The following is a 23653-nucleotide window of genomic DNA, read 5'->3' as shown; positions in this document are numbered from 1 at the left end:
ACCTCCCCTCTTGGCGTGACATTCTGTCCTTGCCGCCAGCAAATGTATCTAATTGTTGCGTTCCAGCCTCAGGCTTTTCCTTTCATAAAGATTTTTCTGGTGTAAGACTAGTCCTACCCGATATTATGCGACCAGCATATTTCCTATAGGCATCTAAATTCTGCCTATGAAGTTATATTTTCAATAACTATTGTCGCGTAAGAGGACGTGCCGGCACAGATCCGGCATTCCCTGTCGAACCGTCTTTTACTGGAAAGGCCCATGGCCCGCACTTTTGAACCTACGCGCCTCGCATTGGCGCTGGCGATCGCCATGTCGATCGGCTACCCGCAGGCCGCGCGCGCGCAGTCCGCCGCAGACGCGGCGGCGCGCCAGGCCGACATCCTGCAGCGCCAGAATCAGGAACGCATCAACCGCGATATCGAAAGGGCACTGCCGCCGGAGCGGCCGGTCCAGGGCATCGATACCCGCACCCTGGTGCCGTCCGTGGACGGCTCCGCCGCCGGACGCCAGTGCCATCCGATCGCCACCATCGCGATCGAGGGCGCGCCCAACCTGAGCGATGACGTACGCGATGGCCTGACCGGCCGCTTCGCGAACCAGTGTCTGGGCGTTGCCGAAGTCGAGACGATCCTCGGTGAAATCACCAAGGACTACGTGCTGCGCGGCTACATCACCACCCGCGCCTACCTGCCGGCCCAGGAGCTCGGACAGGGCAGGCTGACTATCCTGGTGCTCGAAGGCAAGGTCGAGTCGGTGGTGGTCAACGACGGCGGCCGCAACAGCATCAACCCGTGGAACGTCTTCCCATCGGCCGGCGGCCTGCTCAACCTGCGCGATTTCGAGCAGGGCATCGAACAGGTCAACAAGCTGTCGTCGAACAATGCGGCCCTGGACATCCAGCCCGGGCAGGAAGCCGGCGCGAGCAAGGTGGTGATCAACAACAATCCCTCCACGCCATTTCACGCCAGCCTGTCGGCCGACAATACCGGTTCCGACAATACCGGCCGCAACCAGCTGGGCGCGACGGTCAGCGCCGACCGGCTGCTGGGCCTGAACGAATTGTTGCTGTTTACCTATCGCCGCTCGCAGCCGAACGACATGGGCCGCAAGGGCTCGGTCAGCAAGAGCCTGACCTTCATGCTGCCGCTGCGCTATGCCACCGTCACCTATTCCGGCAGCCGCTCGCGTTTCACCAGCGAAGTCGCGGTCCCGAACAACACTCCGCTGGCATTCCAGGGCATGTCGGACAGCGATTCGCTGCGTGCCGACTACCTCGTGTTCCGCAACCAGACCACGCGCCAGTCGCTGTCCGCCACCTTGACCGCCAAGGATACGAAGAACTACCTGGCCGGTAATTTTCTGGGCGTGTCGAGCCGCAAGCTGACCGTGCTCGACATCGATTCGAATACCAGCACCGGCTTCCTCGGCGGCGCCCTGAGCATCGACATCGGCTGGGCCCAGGGCCTGTCCAGCCTGGGCGCCCTGGACGATGCAGGTGGCCTGCCCGACGAAGCGCCGCGCGCCCAGTTCGGCAAGTTCAAGTATGGCCTGAACTGGCTGCGGCCGCTGGCGCTCGGTGGCGTGCGCGCCACCTGGACCACCAGCCTGACCGGACAGCGTGCGCGCGACGTGCTGTTCGGCTCCGAGCAGATCCTGATCGGCGGACTGTACAGCGTGCGCGGCTTCGTCAACAACACGCTGTCGGGCGACGACGGCTGGTACCTGCGCAACGAACTGGCCGCCCATCCAGTGTTGCCGATGGCTAATGTGCCGGTGCGCCTATATGCCGGACTCGACTATGGCCGCGTCAGCAGCCGCGCCGAGGGCGTGCCGGAAGGCAGCCTGGCCGGCGCGGTGGTCGGCGCCTCGTTCAGCTGGAAAGGCGCGTCGATCGATGTTTCGAACACGCGCGCGCTGCGCGAGCCGTCGACCTTCCGGCGCGAGGGATCGCGCACCTGGATCCGCCTGAATTTCGGTATTTAAACCGTAACGATCACTTCTGACCATTCATGAACCGCTCATTCCGTCAAGTCTGGAGCGCCGCCCGTGGCGCCTACATCATCGCTCCCGAAACCGCCCGCGGCAACGGCAAGGCAGGGCGCGCCGTGCGCTCGCTGCGCCCGGCAGCGGTCCTGGCCACGGCCGTCCTGGCCAATGGCGCGCTGGCGCAGGGAACACCCGCGACGACCGTCGTCCCCACCACCGGCGCGACCACGGCCTACGTGTCCGCGAACGGAGTCCCGGTGGTGAACATCGCCACCGCCAACGCGGCGGGACTGTCGCACAACCAGTTCAACCGCTACGACGTCGACAGCAAGGGCCTGGTGCTGAACAACAACAGCTTCTCGTCGGCGGCGGTGCTGCAATCGCAGCTTGCCGGGCAGGTGGTCGGCAACATGAACCTCAGCGCGCAGGCGAAAGTGATCCTGAACGAAGTGGTGTCGAACCAGCGCAGCACGCTCGCAGGTTTCACCGAAGTGTTGGGCGGCAAGGCGGACGTGATCGTCGCCAACCAGTACGGCATCACCTGTAACGGGTGCGGCTTCATCAACAGCGACCGGGCCACGCTGACCACGGGCGTACCTTTCCTCGGCGCGGACGGCTCGGTGGGCGGATTCCGCGTCACCATGGGTGACGTGCTCATCAACGGCGCCGGCCTGAACGCCAGCGCCCAGCAGATCCTGGACATCGTCACGCGCACGGTGCGCATCGACGGCCAGGTCAACACCGCCGCCGGCGGCGAGCTGTCGATCGTCGCCGGTGCGAACGAGTGGTCGTACGCCGGACGCAACGTCACGGCCGGCGCCGTCCCCGAGGGCGCCGTGCCGTCCTACGCGATCGATTCCAGCGCGCTGGGCGGCATGTACGCGGGTCGTATCCGCCTGATCGCCACCGAAGCCGGCGTGGGCGTGCGCATGCTGGGCGAGGCCGCGGCCGGCGCGGGCGACTTCGACCTGGATGCGGCCGGCAAGGTCGAGATTCATGGCCGTATCTCGGCTGCCAACGATATCGCGCTGCGCCAGACCGGCGCCACCGGCGCGGCCCTGGTCGAGCTCTCGGGCGCCGATGCCGCCCTGACCGCCGCCAAGGCGGTGACGATCGCGGCCGAGGGCGGCGTGCGCCTGGACGAGGGCTCGATCAAGGCCGGCGCCGACCTGAACCTGCGCGCCGAATCGCTGGCCGACCGTTCCGGCGCCGGCGCCGCGCGCAGCGCGGCCGCCATCGACGTCGCGCTCACGGGCGACGCCAGCCTCGACGGAACGTCGTGGGGCGCCGATGGGCGCCTTGCATTCGCCGCCGGCGGCGACCTGCTCGCGAGCGGCGCCAAACTCCACAGCGGCGGCGCCCAGGCGCTGGCGGCTGATGGCGACCTCGGCCTGGCGGGGACCAAACTGACCAGCACCGACACGCTGGCCATGCGTGCGGGCGCCGGCCTGAGCATCGATGCCGCCACCGAGGCGAATGCAGCGGCCGATGCGACGCTGGTCGCCGCCACCGGCATGGACAACGCCGGCAAGCTGCTGGCCGGGGCCGGTCTGCGCGTGGATGGCGCAGCCGGCATGAACGTGTCGAATTCCGGCCTGATGCAGGCCAAGAACGGCCTGGCGATCGGCCAGGACGCCGCGCTGGCGCTGAGCAATGCCGCCAGCGGCAAGCTGCTGGGCGACACGGTGGCGGTGGCCGCCACCGACATCGACAACGCCGGCATCGTGCAGGGCACGAACGGGGTGGCACTCGCGGCCTCGGGCGCCCAGGTCAATCGCGCCGGCGCCCTGATCCTGACGACGGCAGCCGGCAAGGACGTGGTGCTGAGCGGCGCCGGCATCGACAACGCCGGCCGCGTCCAGTCGGCCGGCGCGCTGAAGGCCAGCGCCGCGGACGGCATCGTCAACAGCGGCGAATTGCTCACCACCGGCGCCGACGGCGCGCTCGCCCTGTCGGCCGACACGCTCGACAACAGCGGCCTGGCGGTCGCTGCCGGCCTGCTCGATATCGATGCGGGCAGCCTGACCAACAGCCGCCAGTTGCAGGGCGAAAGCGTCGAGGTCGACGCCGCGACCGGCTTCACCAACCTTGGTTCGGCCGCCGTCTTGCTGGCGCAGACCAGGCTCGCGCTGCGCGCCGGCACGCTCGACAACCAGGGCGCGATGCAGGCCGGCGCCAGCCTGGAAGCCGACGTCGACGCCGAAGCGAACAATGCAGGCACGATCGAGGCGCTCGGCGCCGGCGGCACCTTGTCGCTGAGCAGCGCCGCACTGGTCAACAGCGGCGCCGTGCGCGCGGGCGCGCGCGCCGAGCTGTCGGCGAGCACCGATGACCTGTTCAACAGCGGCCTGGTGACCGCCGCGAAGATCGAGCTCGAGGCCGGCAAGGCGCTCGCCAATCGCGGCCAGATCCTGGCCGACGACGTGGCGAGCGTGCGCAGCGCCAGCGTCGACAACGGCGGCCGGCTGCAGGCCGGCTCCCTGCTCGACATCGTGGCCACCGACGCGATCCTCAACAGCGGCACCCTGCAGACCACCGACAGCCGCAGCGAGCTGCTCGTGAGCGGCGCCGGCATCGAGACCGTCGGCACGATCCAGGCCCAGGACAAGGCCGAGCTGGTCGCGACCGCTGCCGACATCGTCAATGGCGGCAGCATCCTGGCAGGCGACGACGTCGTGCTGCAGGCGAAGGGCGACATCCTTGCCCGGGTCAGCTCGAAGATCATGCTCGACGGGGCGCTCGACCTGAGCGCCGGGAATGTCGACAACAATGGCCTGCTGCAGGCAGACGGCACGATCGAGGCCGAGGTCGCCGGTGAGTTCGTCAATGCCCACAGCGTGCTCGCCCTGGGCAAGCGCAGCGATATCCTGGTGCGGGCCGGCCTGGTGCGCAACAGCGGCACCCTGCAGTCGGGCGCCGCCACTTCGCTCGCCACCCTGGACGGCGGCCTGGGCAATACTGGCAAGATCCTGGCCGCCACCGACCTGACCATGGATGCGGCCATCGACCTGGTAAACAGCGGCGAGGCCATCGCCGGCGGCGCAATCAGCGTTACCGCGATCGACGTCGTCAACCGCGGCACGCTGCAGTCCGACGGCAGCCTGGAGGTCACTGCCGGCAAGACGATCGACAACAGCGGCCTGGTGCTGATGCGCGACGCCGAGGGCACGCTGGCGCTCGAGGGCGCCGCCATCAAGAGTCGCGGCACGATCGATTCGGCCGGCGCCGGCCTGCTGCGCGCCACCACCGGCGCCATCGCCAACAGCGGCGCCGTCAGCGCGGCCGAGGTGCTCGACATCGAAGCGGCCAAGGGCCTGAGCAACGACGGCGCCGGCGCCAAGGTGATCGGCGGCGCCGACGTCTTCGTGAGCGGCGACGCCGGCTTCTCGGTGGTCAACGACGGCCGCATCCAGGCCGGCGGCGAACTGGGAATCGGCGCGCAGGGCCAGGCGGCCGGACAGGTGCGCAATGCCACCGGCGCCACCCTGTTCGGCGCCGAGCTGGCGCTGCACGGCGGCAGCGTCACCAACCAGGGCCGGATCCAGGCGATGGGCGACGCGGTCATCGAGGCCGACTCGCTGACCAACCGAGGCAGCGGCGCGGTGCTGATCTTCGGCATCGAGGGCGGCGATGCGCTGCTGTCCGTGCGCGACGCCCTGCGCAATGAAGGCGCGCTGCATTCGGGCGGCAATCTCGACATCGACGCGGGCGGCGTCAAGAACACCAATACCGCCGGCATCTCATCGTTGTCCGATACCACCATCATTGCCAATGTCGACGGCATCGACAACGCCGGCGCGTTGTACGCTGACGGCGTCCTGACCGCCACGGCGTTCGACCAGCGCGTGACGAACACCAGTTCGGGCACCATGGACGCGAGCCGGATCGCCATTTCGGCAGGCACCTTCACCAACTACAACACCGTCATCTCGACCGACACCACCGACATCACGACCACGGTGGCCTTCAAGAACCTGCCGACCGGCGGCGTGCCGAACATCGTGACCGAGCGGATCGACTACGACGGCGTCACGACGCCACACGACAGCGGCGATTACAACTGCAATATCTTCGGTGCGGCCTGCGACCGTATCCGCGTGTATGCGCAGAACTACCGCGTGGTGCAGGGACTGGACGGCCCGATGCCGACCCAGAAAGGCGAGATCATTGCCGGACGCACGATCAATATCCGCTACGGCGCTTCAGGCGCCAACACGGCATCGCTGATCTCGGCGCCGAACATCAATATTTCGGGCAGCGGCACCTTCGTCAACGAAGACCTGCACCTGGAAGAGATCAGCTATGCGCGCCGCTGGCGCGACTACAAGACCGACAGCACCTTCGGCTCGGAAGACCATGAATGGACCTTCCCGACGTCGGCCGCCGAACTGGGCAACTGCAACGACGGCGGCTGCTACAGCGGCCATGCGTCCGACGGCGGCAGCGCCGCCGACAGTTCCTTCCAGCTGGAAACTGGCCGTCGCGTGATCAAGAAATGGCGCGCGGGTATCTATGCGACCAATCTCAACTTCGACGGCGGCGGCCTGATGAACCTCGGCTCGCCCTACAAGGAGGCGACCAGCGCCACCAGCGGTGACGCGGCCGAGGCGGTCGGAGCGACTCCGACCACCGGCAGCAAGCTGACGCCGGCAAACGGCAGCTCGCTCGACCTCAAGGGCGGCGCCACGGCGAAGCCGGGCGGCGCCAGCCTGACGGTCAACGTGGCGGCCGCCAACGGCATCGTGTTCGAGGGTTTGAACCTGACCTTGCCGACCAATCCCAACGGTTATTTCGTCCCGAGCAAAAATCCGACCTCGGATTTCCTGGTCGAGACCAACCCGCTGTATGAAGTGGGCAGCAATTCGGTCGGCTCGGACTACCTGTCCAAGCTGCTGGGCCTGGACCCGGAGAAGCAGCTCAAGCGCCTGGGCGACTCCAATTACGAGGCCAAGCTGGTGCGCGACCAGCTGATCGCCCAGACCGGCAACAACATCATCAAGGGGATGGAAAGCGAAGCGGCCCAGATCCAGGCGCTGATGGACCAGGCCGGCAACCAGTCGAAGGCTCTGGGCCTGGTGTTCGGCCAGCCGCTGAGCAAGGAACAGACGGCCGGACTGACCGAAGACATCGTCTGGATGGTCGAGCAGGTGGTTGGCGGCCAGAAGGTGCTGGCCCCGGTGGTCTACCTGGCCTCGTCCACGCGCGAAGCGATCGAGAACGGCGGGCCGGTGATCTCGGCCACCAATGCCAACATCAAGGCCGGCACGCTGACCAATACCGGCGGCACCATCGCCGGCGACACGCTGGCGATCGAGACCAAGGGCGACCTGCGCAATACCGGCGGCACGATCAAGGGCGGCGACGTCTCGGTCAAGTCGACCGAAGGCAGCATCATCAACGAAACCGTGGCCGAGACCAACGGCGGCAAGGACTTTGCGCGCACGGTCATCGGCGCCGCCGGCAGCATCCAGAGCACCGGCAACCTGTCGCTGGATGCGGCCAAGGACATCACCGTCAAGGGCGCCGAGGTCAAGGCCGGCGGCGACGCCAGCCTGGCCGCCGGCGGCGCGGTCACCGTCGACACCATCCAGGACAAGAGCGTCGACTCGAGCTACAAGGCGTCGCAGGGGCTGTGGGGCCTGTCGGGCAAGAGCGAATCGTCGCGCACCGCGACCACGACCAATATCGGTTCGACGCTGGAAACCGGCGGCAACCTCACGGTCAAGAGCGGCGGCGACACCACGATCGCCGGCTCGAACGTCAAGGTCGGCGGCGACCTCGGCATGGATGCGGGCGGCGACGTCAACATCGTGTCGCGCCAGGACACGGTCGAACAGACGACGTCCTCCAGCCGCAGCGGCCTGGGCGTGGGTGGCGGCCTGTACGGCAAGACCACCACCGACACCGATTCCTTCAAGGGCCGCAACGCCGGCTCGACGCTGGAAGTCGGCGGCAACGCGGACATCGCCTCGAAAGGCACGCTGACGCTGCAGGGTTCGAAGATGAAGGTCGGCGGCGACGCCGCGATCGCGGCCGGCGACGTGCAGGTGCTGGCGGGCCAGGACGTGGACCGCACCACCACCACGACCAGCACCACCTCGTTCCTGAAGATCTCGGGCGAGGGCAAGGCCGATTCGGGCGCCGGCGCAGACTCGTATGCCGGTTCGGCTGCGTCGGCCAGCAACAAGAACGGCGCGGCGCAGGCCAGCGCGGGGGCGGGCGCCGGGGCGTCCGCGGGCGCATCGGCCAGCGCATCGGCGAATGCCGGCCTGACCCTGGCCGAGACCACCACCACCAATACCTACGACTACAAGTCGCGCGCGGTCGGTTCGGAACTCGATATCGGCGGCAACCTGAAGGTCGATTCGAAGAAGGACATCGTGCTGCAGGGCGCCACCGTCGACGCCGGCGGCGACGTCGACCTGAAGGCGCAGAAGGACGTCAAGATCCTGGCGTCGCAGGACGTCGACATCTCGACCAGCAAGACCACCACCACCTCGATCGGCCTGTTCGTGGAGTCGGAGAACAAGGCGTCGGCCGGCGCCGAAGCGTCGGCGTCGGCTTCCGCCGGCGCCAGCAGCGACCGCTACGGCAGCGCGGCCGGCGCCAACGCCCAGGCCAGCGCGCGTGCCGGGGCCGAGGCGTCGTCGGACACCAATATCGACCTGGTGCGCTCGACCACCACCGAGAACAGCAGCCTCGACATCACCAACACCGGCACCACCATCAATGCCGGCGGCAAGCTGAAGGTCGACGCCGGCAATGCGCTGACGGTGCAGGGTTCGGACATCGGCGGCGAACAGGGCGTGCAGCTCGAGGCCAAGGACATGAGCTTCCTGGCCGCCGAAGACGTCAGCGTCAGCACCTCGAAGACCACCAAGACCGCGGCCGGCCTGTACATCAGCGGCAGCGCCAGCGCCGAAGCGGGCGCCTCGGCCTCGGCCAGCGCCAACGCCAGCAACGATTCCGGCGGCGCCTATGCGGGCGCCTCGGCCGGCGCCGAAGCCGGCGCCTCGGCCGAAGCCAAGCTCGGCGCCGGCATCCAGGCGCGCCACTCCACTGAGTCCTCGGTGGAAGGATCGACCACGGCCAAGGTGTCGACCATCCGTTCCGGCTCGGGCAATATCGAGCGCAACGCGACCGGCAAGATCCTGGATGTCGGCACGGCGATCGAGGCGGGCGGCGACTTCAGCCAGTCGGCCGACACGATCGAGAGCCGCGCCGCGCGCAATACCACGTTCTCGAGCAGCGAATCGCAGTCCGATTCGATGCGCCTGGGCGTGTACGCCAAGGCCGGCGCCGAAGCCAAGGCCAGCGCCAGCGCCGAGGCCCAGGCCGGCTCGGGCCTGCTCGGACCGCTGGCCAACTCGGGCACCAGCAACGAAAGCGGCGCCGGCGCCAACGCCAGCGTCGGCGTCGAAGCCCAGTATGCCCACGAGTCGTCGAGCTCGAGCAGCAGCTCGAGCGAGGCGGTGGTGTCGACCATCAAGACCGGCGGCAAGGTCACCAGCAAGTCGACCGGCAAGACCACCTTCGAAGGCACCCGGATCGCCGGCGACGGCGGCGTCGACCTCGAGGCCGGCTCGATCGACTTCAAGGCGGCCACGAACACCGAGACCAGCAGCGAGAAGAACCTGAACGTGAACGCCGCCGCCAATGTCGGCCTGAACCTGGGTTCGGACGGCCTGGTGGATGGCGGCGTGTCGGGCGGCTTCGAGAACGGATCGGGCACGGCATCGTCGTCGACCGCGGTGGTCGGCAGCATACAGTCCGGCGCCGGGCTGAACATCAAGACCAGCGGCGACGCCCGGTTCGAGGGCACCGATATCGGCGCAGCCGGCGATGCGACGGTCGCCGCCGGCGGCAAGCTGACCTTCGACGCGGCGCGCAACGAGAGCAGCGAGAGCGGCAAGTCGGCCAATGCCGAGGTCAGTATCGCGGTGTCGAAGTCGAACAGCGGCAAGGAAGCCGGCATCGAAGCGGGCGGCGGATTCGAGAACACGTCTTCGCGCAGCAGCGAGGCGGTGACCGGCACCATCGCCAGCGGCGGAAACCTGACCCTGTCCTCCGGCAAGGACATGAAGTTCGAAGGGACCACGGTGCAGGGCGGCGGCGACACCACGATCGAGGCCGGCGGCAACGTCGACTTCGCCGCGGCGCGTAACACCAGCAGCAGCGACTCGGTAAACGCCTCGGCCAGCCTGTCGCTGTCGGGCGGTAGCAGCAGCGACAAGGACACCGGCGCGAGCGAGAAGAGCCGCAGCGGCGCCTTCGGCGCCGAAGGCGGCTACGCCAAGGAGCGCAGTTCCGAGGCCGTGACCGGCGCGCTGGAATCGGGCGGCAACCTGAAGATCAAGTCGGGCGGCAGCACGACCTTCGAAGGGACCGATATCGCGGCCGGCGGCGCGGCCAGCGTCGACGCCGGCGGCGACGTCAGCTTCAAGGCCGCCGAGAGCACCTCGAGTTCCTTCGGCGTGGCCGCCTCGGTGGGCATGGAAGGCTCGAACACGACCACCACGCCCGGCAAGGCGCCCGCCGCCGGCGCAGGCGCCGCCGCGATGGCGGCGGGCCTGGCCAAGCCGGAACCGAAGGCGGACGCCGAGCCTGCCGGTCCCGAGACCGAGGAGACCAGGAGCGGCAGCGTCGGCTTCGAGCTGGGCTCGTCCAGCGCCAGCGAGAAGAAGGGGGCCGCCATCAAGGCCGGCAGCATCGACATCAACGCCGGCCGCAACGCCAGCTTCGAGGGAACCCAGGTGGCCGCCGACGGCGACGTCAACGTGGCCGCCAAGGGCGACGTCAGCGTGACCACGGCGCGCAGCACCAGCAGCAACACCGGAGTGTCGCTGTCGGGCCAACGCGAGACCACCAGCAAAGGCGATCCGGCCGCCGCTTCGTCGTCCACCAGCGCCGGCATCGGGCTGGAGCTCGGATCGTCGAGCACCCACGGTGGCGCGACCTTCGAGTCGGGCGGCAAGGTATCGGTGTCGTCCGGCGGCCGCGCCACCCTCGTCAATGCCGAGGTGAAGGCGGACGGCGGCCAGGAGATCAAGGCGGCGGGCGGCGTGGTGCGTTCCACCGTGACCGATACCGAAAGCGGCCTGCGGCTGAACGCCTCGGGCGCGGCGGAAACCGCCCCGAAGGAGGCCGCGCCCGAACCGGCGGCCGGCGCCGCCGCTGCCGCCGCGAAACCGGCGCAGCAGGCCGAGGTCAAGGTCGAGGAGACGCAGTCCGTCGCCCCGGCCAAGACCGCGGCAGTGGCGCGCCCCGTCGTGGTGTCAAGCAATTCCGCCAAGCGTCGCGCCGTCGAAGTCGCCCCGGCAGCGCCGCTCCCGGGCAAGGGCTGATGCGGACGATCCCGGCGCGTGGGCGCCGGGATCGTGCGGGCAGCAAAGAAGTGGAAAGCGCCTAGCCGAACAGGGTGGGCTGCGCCAGGTCCAGCAACAGCTTCTTGACCGGCGCCGGCAGCGGCGCCTCCTTGACCGCATCCAGCTTCCACCAGACGTGGCCTGGCGGCAGGGCGGCGCGCGCCGCCAGCGTCACCGCGAACGGCGCGATGTGCAGCTTGTAGTGGGTGAAGACGTGCACCAGCGGGCTCAGTGGCCGCACTTCGTCGAGCGTGCCGAAGGCGCTTGCCGCAGCCGCGACGTCGGCCGTACAGACCGGCGGCTCGTCCTCGTCCATCGGCACGTGCCCGCCCACCTCCGGCAGCGACAGCAGGCCGCCCCAGATGCCGGTTTGCGGACGCTGTTCCAGCAGCACCTCGCCGCCATCGATCACGACCAGCAGCGCGGTGCGCTTTTCCGGCGTCGCCTTCTTCGGTTTGCGCACCGGCAGTTCGGCGGTGCGGCCGGTGGCGAAGGCCACGCAGCGCGCCTGCAGCGGGCAGCGGCCGCAGTCGGGCCGCGAGCGGGTGCACAGGGTGGCGCCCAGGTCCATCAGCCCCTGGGTGTAGGCTTCGATGGCGCCCGGGTTGCCGGCCACCTCCGGCAGCAGGGCGTCGGCGCGCCGCCACAGCGCATCCTCGATTGGCTTGAGGCCCGGATAAGCGTCGATCCCGAACACGCGCGCGAACACGCGCTTGACGTTGCCATCCAGGATGGCGGCGCGTACGCCGCTGGAAAAGGCCGCGATCGCCGCCGCCGTCGAGCGGCCGATGCCGGGCAGGTCGGCCAGCAGCGCCGGGTCGCTCGGGAACACGCCGTCGTAGTCCCGCACCACGCGCTTGGCACAGGCGTGCAGGTTGCGCGCGCGGGTGTAGTAACCGAGGCCGCTCCAGTGGGCCATCACGTCTTCCGCTGGGGCTTCGGCCAGCGCGTGGACGGTCGGGAAGCGTTCCAGGAAGCGCGCGTAATAGCCCAGCACCGCGGCCACTTGGGTCTGCTGCAGCATGATCTCGGACAGCCAGACGCGGTAGGCATCCTGGGTGTTTTGCCAGGGCAGGGTATGGCGGCCATGGCTGCGCTGCCAGTCGATCACGGCCTTCGAGAAGGTCGGATCGGCCAGCTGGTCGAACTCGGTGAGGCGTTTCATGCGGTGTCTTGTGAAGGCGCTAGGCCTCTAATGTGGTGGTGACGCCCGCCGCGATGGCGGCCAGGCGCTGGCGTGTGGATTCGAGTTCGGCCTGGCCTAGCTCGAAGGCGCCGATCTTCTGTTCCAGGCTGTCGCTGGCGTCGTGGATGCGCTGGACCGTGGCCTGGCGCTGGCGCAGGTTGTCGCGGTGCTGGCGGATCTGCGCTTCCAGCGGCGCGTTGGCGACCTTCAGCCAGGCTTCGACGTCGGCGTTGGCGGCGCGGTAGACGCGCCGCACGCGCGAGGCGATCGAATCGAAGAAGCGCTCGAGCAGCGTCGCGCGGCTGGTCATCAACAGGGTCGCGGTGCCGAACTGGCGCTCGAACAGCGTTTCGATGGCGTCGATCTCGTCGACGTGGCGCGTCAACGATAACGCTTGCGGCAGCGCCAGCGACAGGCCGTGTTCGGCCGCGAAGCGGCGGTGCATCGCGTCCATCATGGACTTGATCTCGTCGACCTTGGCGCAGGCGTCGAGCAGGCCGGCGCGCGCGCCGGCGAAGTAGTTGCGCACCGGCGCGCGCATGCCGGTGGCGAAGCGCGCCGCCGACATCGCGGCGCGCACCGTTTCGGTCCGGTCCTGCAGGCCGTCCATGCCGACCAGGGTGTACAGCTCGGTCGACAGGCGCGTGAACACGGCGCGCGTGCCCTGCAGCTTGAACAGGCCGGCGTCGAACTCCTTCTTTTCGGCCTCGACCCGGCGCACCATGTGGGCGATCATGCCCTGGTTCTTGCCGCGCAGGCTGCGCAGTTCCTGCAACTGCTCGACCAGTTCGCGCAGGCGCGCCGCCACCAGCAGCTGCTGGCCGGCGGCCAGCAGTTCGAGGTCGGCGCGCAGCTGGCGCGCATTGATCGACCGCCGCGCCGGGATCAGGTGGTGGAACAGCGCCGATTCGAGCTCCCCCAGGCGGCTGCGCTCGAACAGGTCCATGTCGCCGCCGATGCGTCCGACCAGCGCCTTGTGGGCCGAGACCGGATAGACCTGGCCGGCGTCCAGCCCGAGCAGGCGCGCGACGTCGTGCTGCTGGCGCGCGATCTCGGCGTCGACAGAGCTCGGGCTTGTGAGCTCGTCCCACATGGCGTCGATCTTGTTCAGCACCGCCAGCCGGCCCGGCCCGGCGCCGATATGGGTGCGCCAGACGTCGATGTCGCTGCGCGTCACGCCGGTGTCGGCGGCCAGCACGAACAGCACCGCGTGCGCGTTCGGGATCAGGTTCAGCGTCAGTTCCGGCTCGGTGCCGATCGCGTTCAGGCCCGGGGTGTCGAGGATCACCAGGCCCTGCTTGAGCAGCGGATGCGGCAGGTTGATGATGGCGTGGCGCCAGCGCGGGATTTCGATGCTGTCGTCCGCACCGACGCCGGCGGCGAGGTCGGGATCCTGTGGGTCGAACAGGCCGTAGCGCTCGGCCTCTTTCACTGGTACGTGGCGCGTCTGGCTGACCTGGCGCAGCGTCTCGTGCATCGCGCCCGGATCGTCCAGGTCGAGCGGCAGCACGGTCCAGGCGCCGGGATCGTCGCGGTAGTCGCCCAGGGACAACTGGCCGGCGCGGGTCTCGATCGGCAGCAGGCGGATGCAGGGTGGCAGCTGGGCATCCCACAGCAGTTCGGTCGGGCACATGGTGGTGCGGCCGGCGCTGGACGGCAGGATGCGCTGGCCGTAATCGGCGAAGAACAGGGCGTTGATCAGTTCGGTTTTGCCGCGCGAGAACTCGGCCACGAAGGCGACCGACAGCCGGTCGTCGCGCAGGCGTCCGAGAGCACGCGCCAGCACCTGTTCGCCGGCGGCGTCGATCAGTCCGGCTTCGCGCAGGGCTTTGCCGTAGCCCTCGAGGCTGGCGGCAACGCTGGCCCGCCACGCTCCATACTGTTGTAGATCCTGCATCGTTCAGCCCGTTATATTCTTAGCGCTGGCACTGCGCGCAATAGAATGTCGAGCGCTGGCCCTGCTTGATCTGGCGGACCGGCGCCTCGCACTGGCGGCAGGGCACACCAGCACGATCATAGACGAAATATGTCTGCTGGAAATATCCAGACTGCCCATTTACCGCAATAAAGTCACGCAGGGTACTGCCGCCCTGGACGATGGCGGCGGCCAGGATGTCGCGGATCGCCTCGGCCAGCCGGTCGTAGCGCGCGCGGCTGATGCGCGAAGCCGGTGTCTTGGGACTGATGCCGGCCCGGAACAGGCTTTCGCAAGCGTAGATATTGCCGACGCCCACCACGATGTCGCCGGCCAGCAGCACCTGCTTGATCGGCGCGCTGCGGCGCCGCGTTTCCCGATGCAGCAGGGCGCCATCGAAATGCTCGCCGAGCGGTTCCACGCCCAGGCCGCGCAGCAGGATGTGCTCTTCCACGTCGCCATCCTCGTTGGCATGCCACAGCACGGCGCCGAAGCGGCGCGGATCGTGCAGGCGCAGCACCTGCACCCCTTCCGGGCCATTGACGACGAGGTCGACATGGTCGTGCTTGCGCGGTTCGATGCCCGGCGGCAGCACGCGCAGGTGGCCGGACATGCCCAGGTGGATGATCAGGGTGCCGTGCTCGAAATGAATCAACAGGTATTTGCCGCGCCGGCCGGTGGCCAGGATGCGGCGGCCGGCCAGCAGCCCGGACAGGCCGGGCGGGAAGGGCCAGCGCAGGCCGTCGCGGCGGCAGATGACCTGCTCGACGACGCGGCCTTCGATATGGGGCGCGACACCGCGCCGGGTGACTTCTACTTCTGGCAGTTCAGGCATGGGGGAGACGAATCGTGTAAAGTCGGGTTGCCGTCGCGGCTGGGCAGCCTGCGGGCCGGGCTGGCGCCAGGAATCCTGGCGCAGCTCATGCGCGGCAGGCGCCTGCGCATGAGCGTAGAATCAAATCAAAACATCAACTCGGATTTTGGACTTGCTTTGAAAAACGCTTTCGCCATTGTAACCGTCTCCGGGCTGCTTGCAGGCCTGCTCTCGGGTTGTGCTGTCTCGCCGCAACAGCAGTCGCTCGCTGCCGGCGAGCAGGCCGGGTCCGTCCAGCAGCAATCCGCACCGCAAGAAGCCGAGCTGGACGAGGAAGAGCTGGCGGCCAAGAAAAAGGCCGAGGAAGAAGCGCGCCTGCCCAAGGTCGAGCTCACGCCCGTCATGCTCGAGCAGTTGATGAAGGCGGAATTCGCGTTTCGCAACGGCGACTGGCAGGGGCCTTATCTGACCGTCTACAACCTGGCCCAGCGCACCGGCGATCCGCGCCTGGCGCGCCGCGCGGCCGAGATGGCGGTGGCCGCCAAGCAGGCCGACGACACCCTGGCCGCGGTGCGCCTGTGGTACCAGCTCGATCCGGAATCCGACGAAGCGACCCAGTATTTCGTCGGCATGGCGGTCACGTCCGACAAGATCGCCGAACTCGAACCGATCTTCGAGCAGCGACTGCGCGAGGCGACCCCGGCCCGGCGCGGCGTGCTGCTGTTCCAGGTCCAGCAATTGCTGGGCCGTGCGAAGGACAAGGAAGCGGCGATCGCCATGCTCGAGCGCCTGATCGCGCCCTATGACAACACGATGGAGGCGCGCGTCGTGCGCGCCCAGATCGCGCTGGTGCGTGACGACAAGGCGCTGGCGCGCAGCGAGGCCCGGGCGGCCCTGGCGGCCAAGCCCGACGCCGAGATCGCCCTCCTGATGCTGGCGCAGACCACCGAGGACGAGGCGCAAGTGGTGGCCCTGATGCAGAACTTCCTCAAGAGCTATCCGAAGGCGAACGACGTGCGCGCCGCCTATGCGCGGGTGCTGGTCAACCGCAAGGATTATCCGGCTGCGCGGCGCGAGTTCGAGCTGCTGGTCAAGGGCCAGCCCGACAACGCCGCCCACCTGTATGCGCTGGGCATCCTGGCCACGCAGATGAACGATGCCCTCGGCGCCGAACAATATTTCACCCGCTTCGTGGAAGTGCTGGGACGCAATCCAGACGATGAGCGCGATCCTTCGCGCGCGCTGTTGATCCTGTCGCAACTGGCGGAAGAGCGCAATGACCTGGTCGGCGCCCTGCAATGGCTGGACAAGGTGCCGGAAGGCACGGATCCGCAAACCCGCTTCAACACCCAGCTGCGCCGGGTCCACCTGGTCGGTAAGGGCGGCGACGTGAACAGCGCGCGGCGACTGCTGGCCGAGATCAAGACCGACGATCCGGCGCGCCAGGCCCAGCTCATGGCGGCCGAGGCGCAACTGCTGCGCGAAGCCGGCCAGCTGCAGGAAGCCTATGCGGTGATGGAAGCGGCCACGGAGCGCTTCCCGAAGAATCCCGACCTGCTGTACGACTTCGCGCTGCTGGCCGAAAAGCTGGGCAAGGTCGACGTGATGGAAGCGCAATTGCGTGAAGTGATGGCGCAGGCGCCGGACAATCACCATGCGTACAACGCCCTCGGCTATTCGCTGGCCGAGCGCAATGTGCGCCTGCAGGAAGCCTACGGCCTGATCGCCAAGGCGCTCGACATGGCGCCGGACGACCCCTTCATCATGGACAGCATGGGCTGGATTCATTATCGGATGGGTAATCTGGCGGAAGCCGAGAAATTCCTGCGCCGCGCCTACGATTTGCGCAAGGACCCCGAGATCGCCGTTCACCTGGGCGAGGTGCTGTGGCAGAAGGGCGATAAGTCGGCGGCCGAGAAGCTGTGGCGCGAGGCGCGCGCCAAGGATCCGCAGAACGATACGCTGCGCACCACGCTGGCGCGGTTGCGGCCCGCCTTGTGAAATAATCCAGTCTTGCGGCGGACCGCATTGCGCGGTCCGCTGCGTTTGTCCATTTCCCGATCGTTCCTATGCCACTGACCCGACGTCTTACCCTGCTCGCCGCCGCGTGCTCATTCGCTGCCGCGCTTGCCGGCTGCGCCACCGGCACCGCCAACCTGTCCACCGCCACGGTCGGCGACTACCGCGACACCATCGACCTGTCGGGCAAGCTGTCGGTCAATTACCAGAAGGATGGCAAGCAAGAGTCGATCACCGGTAATTTCAACTGGGAGCAGCGTCCCGAGGCGATCGACGTCGCCCTGATCTCTCCGCTGGGCCAGACCGTGGCCACGATCAATGTCACGCCGAATGCCGCGACCCTGGTCCAGGGCGGCCAGGAGCGCACGGCGGGCGACATCGACAGCCTGACCCAGGAGACGCTGGGCTGGCCGCTGCCGGTATCCGGCCTGCGCGACTGGCTGCAGGGCTATGCGCTGGACGCGCAGGGGCAGCGCTTCCGCGCCTCGCCGGCCAATAACAGCGTGACGACCAGGGATGGCTGGCGCCTGCGCTTCGTCGAATGGCAGGACGCTGCCGCGGCCCAGCCGGCGCCGCGTCTCATCCAGGCCGAGCGCGCCGCCTCGGGCGACATCACGGACCTCGCGATCCGCATCGTCATCCTGCCTTCGGCCTGATCCATGCGTTCGCTGCACGATTGCCCGGCGCCGGCCAAGCTCAACCTGTTCCTGCACGTCACCGGCCGCCGCGCCGACGGCTACCACCTGCTGCAAAGCGTGTTCCAACTGATCGACCGCGCCGACCGGCTGCATTTCGACTTGCGCGACGACGAGCAGATTCGCCGCACCAACGACGTGCCGGGCGTGCCCGAAGAGCAGGACCTGGTCGTGCGCGCGCTGCGCCTGTTGCAGGCCGAGTTTGCGCGCCGCCATGGCCGGCTGCCGCCAGGCATCTCCGTCAGGGTGGACAAGGTCTTGCCCATGGGCGGCGGGCTGGGCGGCGGCTCGTCGGATGCGGCCACCGCCTTGATGGCGGCCAATGCGTTGTGGGACGCCGGGCTGGGCCGCGAAGAATTGATGGCGCTGGGCTTGCCGCTGGGCGCCGACATCCCGTTTTTCCTGTTCGGCGAAACCGCGTTCGCGGAGGGCGTGGGGGAGGCCTTGCAGGCGGTGCCGGGGCCGGATTGCTGGTATGTGGTGATCGAGCCGGGTGTCGCGGTGCCGACGCCCGCAATTTTTTCTGCGCCAGATTTGACAAGAGACTCAAAGCCCGTCAGAATAGCGGACTTTTCCAGCCACACCGATTCATGCAGTACGGTTGGTTTTGGGAAAAATGATTTGCAGGACGTGGCGATGCGCCTGTTCCCGCCGGTAGCAGAGGCGGTTGAATGGTTGAGCAGCCATGGCGATGCCAGGATGACTGGCTCAGGGGCGTGCGTGTTTTGCGCGTTCTCCAGCGAAGACGCTGCCGACCAGGTGTTGGCGCAAGTGCCGGGCAAGTGGACGGCATGGAAAGCGAAGTCGCTGAAGACACACCCGCTGATGAAATCGCTCTTGCAAAATCAGGGAGTTATAGAATAAAATACTGCCTGTCGCAGCGTTGAGTAGCAAGTTAAGATGCTGGCGGCAAGTAGTAAAGATCGTGTAGGGGAATCGCCAAGCTGGTTAAGGCACCGGATTTTGATTCCGGCATACCAAGGTTCGAATCCTTGTTCCCCTGCCAAAGTTTTCTTGTTCTGTCGATGCGTGTGCGTCCAGCAAGAAAATCGCGATGCGGTGCCGAGCGCCACATCAGCATGCTAATCAGCCGGTATATCCGGCTGATTGTTTTTCTACCGTACAAACGCTTTTTACCCTTTAGGACTCCCCATGGCTTACGAAAACCTGATGGTTTTTACCGGCAATGCCAATCCGGCACTAGCAGAGGGGGTCGCAAAAAGCCTCGGCATTCCTCTTGGTAAAGCAGTCGTCTCCAAGTTCTCCGATGGCGAAGTCATGGTCGAGATCAACGAGAACGTGCGCGGCAAGGACGTCTTCGTCCTGCAATCGACCTGCGCCCCGACCAACGACAGCCTGATGGAAATCATGCTGATGGTCGACGCCCTCAAGCGCGCTTCGGCCGGCCGCATCACCGCTGCCATTCCTTACTTCGGTTATGCCCGCCAGGACCGCCGTCCGCGTTCGGCGCGTGTCGCGATCTCGGCCAAGGTCGTCGCGAACATGCTGGAAGAAGCCGGCGTCGAGCGCGTCCTGATCATGGACTTGCACGCCGACCAGATTCAGGGTTTCTTCGACATCCCGGTCGACAATATCTACGCATCGCCGATCCTGCTGGGCGACCTGCAGAAGCGTAACTACGACGACCTGCTGGTCGTGTCGCCCGACGTCGGCGGCGTGGTGCGCGCACGCGCCCTGGCCAAGCGCCTGGGCTGCGACCTGGCGATCATCGACAAGCGTCGCCCGAAGGCGAACGTGTCGGAAGTGATGAACATCATCGGCGAAGTCGAAGGCCGCAACTGCGTGATCATGGATGACATGGTCGACACCGCGGGCACCCTGTGCAAGGCCGCCGAAGTGCTCAAGGAGCGCGGCGCCAAGAAAGTCGTTGCATATTGCACGCACCCGGTCCTGTCCGGCCCGGCGATCGATCGCATCGCGAGCTCGCCGCTGGACGAACTGGTCGTCACCGACACCATCCCGCTGAGCCCAGCCGGCGCCGCTTGCGGCAAGATCCGCCAGCTGACTTGCGCACCGCTGCTGGCCGAGACCTTCAAGCGGATCGTCAAGGGCGACTCGGTCATTTCGCTGTTCGTCGACTAAGCAGTTTCGACGTCGTATTGCGCGGCGCGCCTGGCTCAACAGCCGGCGCGCCGTTGTAGCATCCAGGATTTCTTGAGCGCGCAGCATTGGCGCTCGTTCTTGACCGTCCCTGGTCGCGGGGATGGTCGCCACTTGGGCAACCGGGCCGGGAAACGTTTTTCCCGACATTCGGGCCCGATTTATTTTTGGAGTTTCACATGAAAGTAGTCGCATTCAACCGCACTCAGCAGGGGACCGGAGCGAGCCGCCGCCTGCGCAACGCTGGCCAGACCCCAGGCATCATCTACGGTGGCACCGAAGCCCCGGCGCTGATCGCCCTGGACGGCAACGCGTTGTACCACGCGCTCAAGAAAGAAGCATTCCACGGTTCCGTGCTGGACCTGGAAATCGACGGCAAGACCCAGCAAGTGCTGCTGCGTGACTTCCAGATGCACGCATACAAGCAACTGGTCCTGCACGCTGACTTCCAGCGCGTCGACACCTCGAAGCCGATCCACACCAAGGTCACCCTGCACTTCGTGAATGCCGAAGTCTCGCCAGCAGTCAAGCTGAGCGGCGCCATCGTGTCGCACGTGCTGAACGAAGTCGAAGTGTCCTGCCTGCCAGGCCAACTGCCAGAGTTCATCGAAGTCGACCTGTCGAAGCTGGAAGCCGGCCAGTCGATCCACACCGGCGACCTGGTCCTGCCAGAAGGCGTGACCGCGCTGACCCATGGCCAGAACCTGACCATCGTCACCACCTCGATCCCACGCGGCGCAGCGACTGCTGAAACCGCTGCTGAGTAATATCGGCTGATCGCGCCGCTTCGGCGGCGCATCGATAAAGAACCCGCCGCGGCTTGCCCGGCGGGTTTTTGTTTTCCGCCATCGCCGCAGCCCACACCGAGCATCGTTGTGTACGCCGGACGGCGCGTTTGAGCGATAATCGCGTTTTCTCCAAAGAACACCACGCATGTCCATCCGTCTGATCGTCGGCCTCGGCAACCCTGGCCCGGAATACGAACAAACCCGCCACAATGCCGGCTTCTGGCTGGTCGACAACCTGGCCAACAGCCTGCCGGGTTGCCGCCTGCAGCGCGAATCGCGCTTCAACGCCCTGGTGGCCAAGACCTCGATCTCGGGCAACGACGTCTGGCTGCTCGAGCCGCAGACCTTCATGAACCGTTCGGGCCAGTCGGTCGGCGCGCTGGCGCGCTTCTATAAAATCAATCCGGACGAAGTCCTGGTCGTGCACGACGAACTGGACCTGATGCCCGGCGTCGCCAAGCTCAAGAAAGGCGGCTCCTCGGGCGGCCACAACGGCCTGAAAGACATCACCGCGGCTCTCGGCACCCAGGAATACTGGCGCCTGCGCCTCGGCATCGGCCACCCGCGCAGCCTCAACCTGCAGCAGGGCGTGGCCGACTTCGTGCTGCATCGCCCGCGCAAAGAAGAACAAAGCCTGATCGAGGAATCGATCGACAAGAGCCTGCGCATCATCCCGCTCGCCTGCGAAGGCAAGCTCGACGTGGCGACGATGCAGTTGCATACGGCCTGACAGTTGCATACGGCCTGACAAAGCGCTCTTCGCTTCCCCGGCTCATCCGCCCCGCACCACGACCTGCGAGCGCAGGTCGCGCAGCATGCGTTCGAGCGCCGGCCGCATGCGCCGGTAGTCGTCGGGCGAGCAGGTGGCCGCCGTGTGCCTGAACTTGAGCTGGCGCTTGACCGTCACCAGCGCGCCGTGCCGCTGGTAGTGCGAGCGGTAGGCGAAGTTGGCATCGATCACCTTGACGGCGCGCGGCAGGGCCAGCACCTGCGCGCGCTTCGGCAGGTGGAAGCGTAGTTCATCCTCGGCATCGATCGCCGGACACACGAACTCCTGGCGCCGCTCGGGTTCCTGCGTGAACGCGAACACGGCGTCGCCCAACCCTCCCCAGAAGTTATACGTGGTGGCCAGCCCTGCCGGCCCCGGCAGTTGCGTGAAGCCGCTGCTGGCGCCGCGGAACGACAGGGTATAGTCGTCGGCCACGCCTTCGGTGTCGCCCGGCTCCAGCACGCCGCCGCCCTGTTGCCCCAGCCCTTGCAGCATGCGTTCGACGAAGCGGTCGCGCTCGGCCGCCGGCGTGGCGCGCACCACGCGCCGGTAGGGCTCGGCCTGGGCGCCGCTGCTGGTGCGCGTGACCTTGAAGCGGCTGCCGCCGTCGGGCTGGATGTCGAACTGGGTAAACGTGCGGCTGCGCGCCTGCTGGAAGAACGGGATCATCGCGAACTCTCCCGAGCGCGCCAGCACCGCCGGCTTGCCGAGCAGCGCGGCGGGCAGGAAGCCGCCTGCCACCGATTCGGCGGTCGGGTCGAGATACAGCTGCAGCGAAGGGATGTAGACGATCGCATGATTGAGCACGCCGAGCGTCGGCACGCCGGGCAGGCGATAGGCGTCGCCATTATTGACCAGCGCCACCGTGCTGTCGATGCCGGAGCTGGCCAGCAGCGCCTCGAGCAGGGTCGCGTGGTCCTTGCAGTCGCCATAGCGGTTGGCCAGCACGCTCGACGCCGCATGCGGCACCACGCCGCCGGGGCCGAGATAGACGCCGACGTAGCGCACGTTCTTGCGCACCCAGTCGGAGAGGGCGATCGCGCGGGCGCGGCGGTCGAGGATGGCGCCCGTGATGCTGGCCGCCAGCGCCGCCACCGTGTCGTCGGGCAGCGCCTTGCCGGCGGCGCGCTCCTGGTAGGCGCGCGCAAAGGCGGCGTAGTCGGCGAAGGTCGAGACCGCGAGCCGCTTGCCGTAGTCGAGATAGCTGACCGAATCGGCCTCCAGCCGCGCATTGTCGCCGTCGACGTAGCGCCAGGCGTAGCGGCGCTTGCCGGGCGCGGGCGCAGGCATGTTCGTGGCGGCGCTCGTCTCGAAGCCGACCGCATCGGCGTGCAGGGGCATCGAGGCCGGCATGTCGTAGACCAGGCGGAAGTCGCGCTGGCGCTGGAAGCGCGCCGAGGTCAGGTCTTCGAAGTGGCCGGGAAACAGCGGCGTATGGCGCCGCACGACGTAGCGCACCGCGACCCTGTCGCCCGCTTCGACGTCGGGGAAGACGACGATCTTGAGCCGCGTGTCCTGGAACATCGGGGCGTCGAGCGAGGCGGCTTCTTGCTGGTCGCGGATCTGGTGCGGCTGCACCGCCAGGCGCCGGCCGTCGGCTTTCTCGGTATGCGCCTCGACGGAGACGACTTCGTCGAGCGACTGGTTGTAGCCGATGTAGAACTGGGCGTGTTCGTGCAGCGCCGCGCGGTTGACGATGGTCTTGGCCTGCTCGACCGTGAGCGTGTAGCCGCCGCCCGACTCGACCACGAAATGCTGGACGTGGCGGTCCACCACCACCGAGCGGTCGGTGCCGCTGTCGGCCTCGAGCGCGCTTGCCGACGCAGGCAGGCACAGCAATGGACACAGAAGCAGACACAGCATGACGACGAAGCGCAGATGCATGACACTCTCCGGACACGCGACCGGCCCATGTTACGCAGCGGTACGGTGGCAGGATTGATCGGGCGCAAGGGCATGCTTCCTGCGATAATTCCGGCATGAAGGCGCTCA

At 67.4% G+C, this 23653-nt stretch carries 12 protein-coding genes and 1 tRNA gene; 9 read left to right on the top strand and 4 right to left on the bottom strand.

What is annotated here, in order from left to right:
- The first annotated feature begins 261 nt into the window (after positions 1–261).
- Positions 262–1986: a ShlB/FhaC/HecB family hemolysin secretion/activation protein gene (locus LO55_RS05155; protein ID WP_083415179.1), complete on the top strand. Its 1725-nt coding sequence runs from the start codon at positions 262–264 to the stop codon at positions 1984–1986.
- Positions 1987–2012: 26 nt separating this feature from the next.
- Positions 2013–11333, top strand: coding sequence for a hemagglutinin repeat-containing protein (locus tag LO55_RS05150; RefSeq protein WP_071360699.1), 9321 nt, complete (start codon positions 2013–2015; stop codon positions 11331–11333).
- A gap of 61 nt (positions 11334–11394) precedes the next feature.
- Here LO55_RS05150 and mutY read toward each other — a convergent pair whose 3' ends face one another.
- The 3 genes from mutY to mutM are packed head-to-tail and all read right to left on the bottom strand — an operon-like array spanning position 11395 to position 15290.
- The gene (mutY, locus tag LO55_RS05145; protein WP_071360698.1) at positions 11395–12519 is read right to left on the bottom strand and encodes an A/G-specific adenine glycosylase; all 1125 of its coding nucleotides are present in this window, start codon (positions 12517–12519) and stop codon (positions 11395–11397) included.
- A 19-nt stretch (positions 12520–12538) separates the two neighbouring features.
- Entirely contained in the window at positions 12539–14437 is a 1899-nt protein-coding gene (locus tag LO55_RS05140) for a dynamin family protein (protein WP_071360697.1), read from the bottom strand.
- A 19-nt stretch (positions 14438–14456) separates the two neighbouring features.
- Positions 14457–15290, bottom strand: a complete 834-nt coding sequence (mutM, locus tag LO55_RS05135) for a bifunctional DNA-formamidopyrimidine glycosylase/DNA-(apurinic or apyrimidinic site) lyase (RefSeq protein WP_071360696.1) — start codon at positions 15288–15290, stop codon at positions 14457–14459.
- 108 nt (positions 15291–15398) lie between these two features.
- Between mutM and LO55_RS05130 the strand changes: the two genes are divergently transcribed.
- The 7 genes from LO55_RS05130 to pth all read left to right on the top strand — a co-directional run bounded on the left by LO55_RS05130 (position 15399) and on the right by pth (position 21622).
- Positions 15399–17270 (top strand): tetratricopeptide repeat protein, encoded by a 1872-nt coding sequence (locus LO55_RS05130; protein ID WP_083415575.1) that lies wholly within the window; start codon positions 15399–15401, stop codon positions 17268–17270.
- Between the two features lie 68 nt (positions 17271–17338).
- Positions 17339–17944 carry an outer membrane lipoprotein LolB gene (locus LO55_RS05125; RefSeq protein WP_071360695.1) on the top strand — a complete coding sequence of 202 codons (606 nt, stop codon included), beginning with the start codon at positions 17339–17341 and terminating at the stop codon, positions 17942–17944.
- Between the two features lie 3 nt (positions 17945–17947).
- Positions 17948–18847: a 4-(cytidine 5'-diphospho)-2-C-methyl-D-erythritol kinase gene (ispE, locus tag LO55_RS05120; protein WP_071360694.1), complete on the top strand. Its 900-nt coding sequence runs from the start codon at positions 17948–17950 to the stop codon at positions 18845–18847.
- A gap of 65 nt (positions 18848–18912) precedes the next feature.
- Positions 18913–18989: transfer RNA gene (locus LO55_RS05115), tRNA-Gln, on the top strand.
- 146 nt (positions 18990–19135) lie between these two features.
- The gene (locus LO55_RS05110) at positions 19136–20086 is read left to right on the top strand and encodes a ribose-phosphate pyrophosphokinase (protein WP_005663342.1); all 951 of its coding nucleotides are present in this window, start codon (positions 19136–19138) and stop codon (positions 20084–20086) included.
- Between the two features lie 197 nt (positions 20087–20283).
- Positions 20284–20871, top strand: a complete 588-nt coding sequence (locus tag LO55_RS05105; protein ID WP_071360693.1) for a 50S ribosomal protein L25/general stress protein Ctc — start codon at positions 20284–20286, stop codon at positions 20869–20871.
- A gap of 166 nt (positions 20872–21037) precedes the next feature.
- Positions 21038–21622 carry an aminoacyl-tRNA hydrolase gene (pth, locus tag LO55_RS05100; RefSeq protein ID WP_071360692.1) on the top strand — a complete coding sequence of 195 codons (585 nt, stop codon included), beginning with the start codon at positions 21038–21040 and terminating at the stop codon, positions 21620–21622.
- A gap of 42 nt (positions 21623–21664) precedes the next feature.
- On the opposite strand, the gene LO55_RS05095 is transcribed toward pth, so the two are convergent.
- Positions 21665–23545: a DUF3857 domain-containing transglutaminase family protein gene (locus LO55_RS05095; protein ID WP_083415178.1), complete on the bottom strand. Its 1881-nt coding sequence runs from the start codon at positions 23543–23545 to the stop codon at positions 21665–21667.
- Positions 23546–23653: the final 108 nt, after the last annotated feature.

The organism is Massilia timonae, from assembly GCF_001866515.1.
In the GTDB taxonomy this organism is placed as follows: domain Bacteria; phylum Pseudomonadota; class Gammaproteobacteria; order Burkholderiales; family Burkholderiaceae_D; genus Telluria; species Telluria timonae.
The sequence above is the reverse complement of the archived record's forward strand: the minus strand, read 5'-3'. Positions and strand labels throughout refer to the sequence as shown.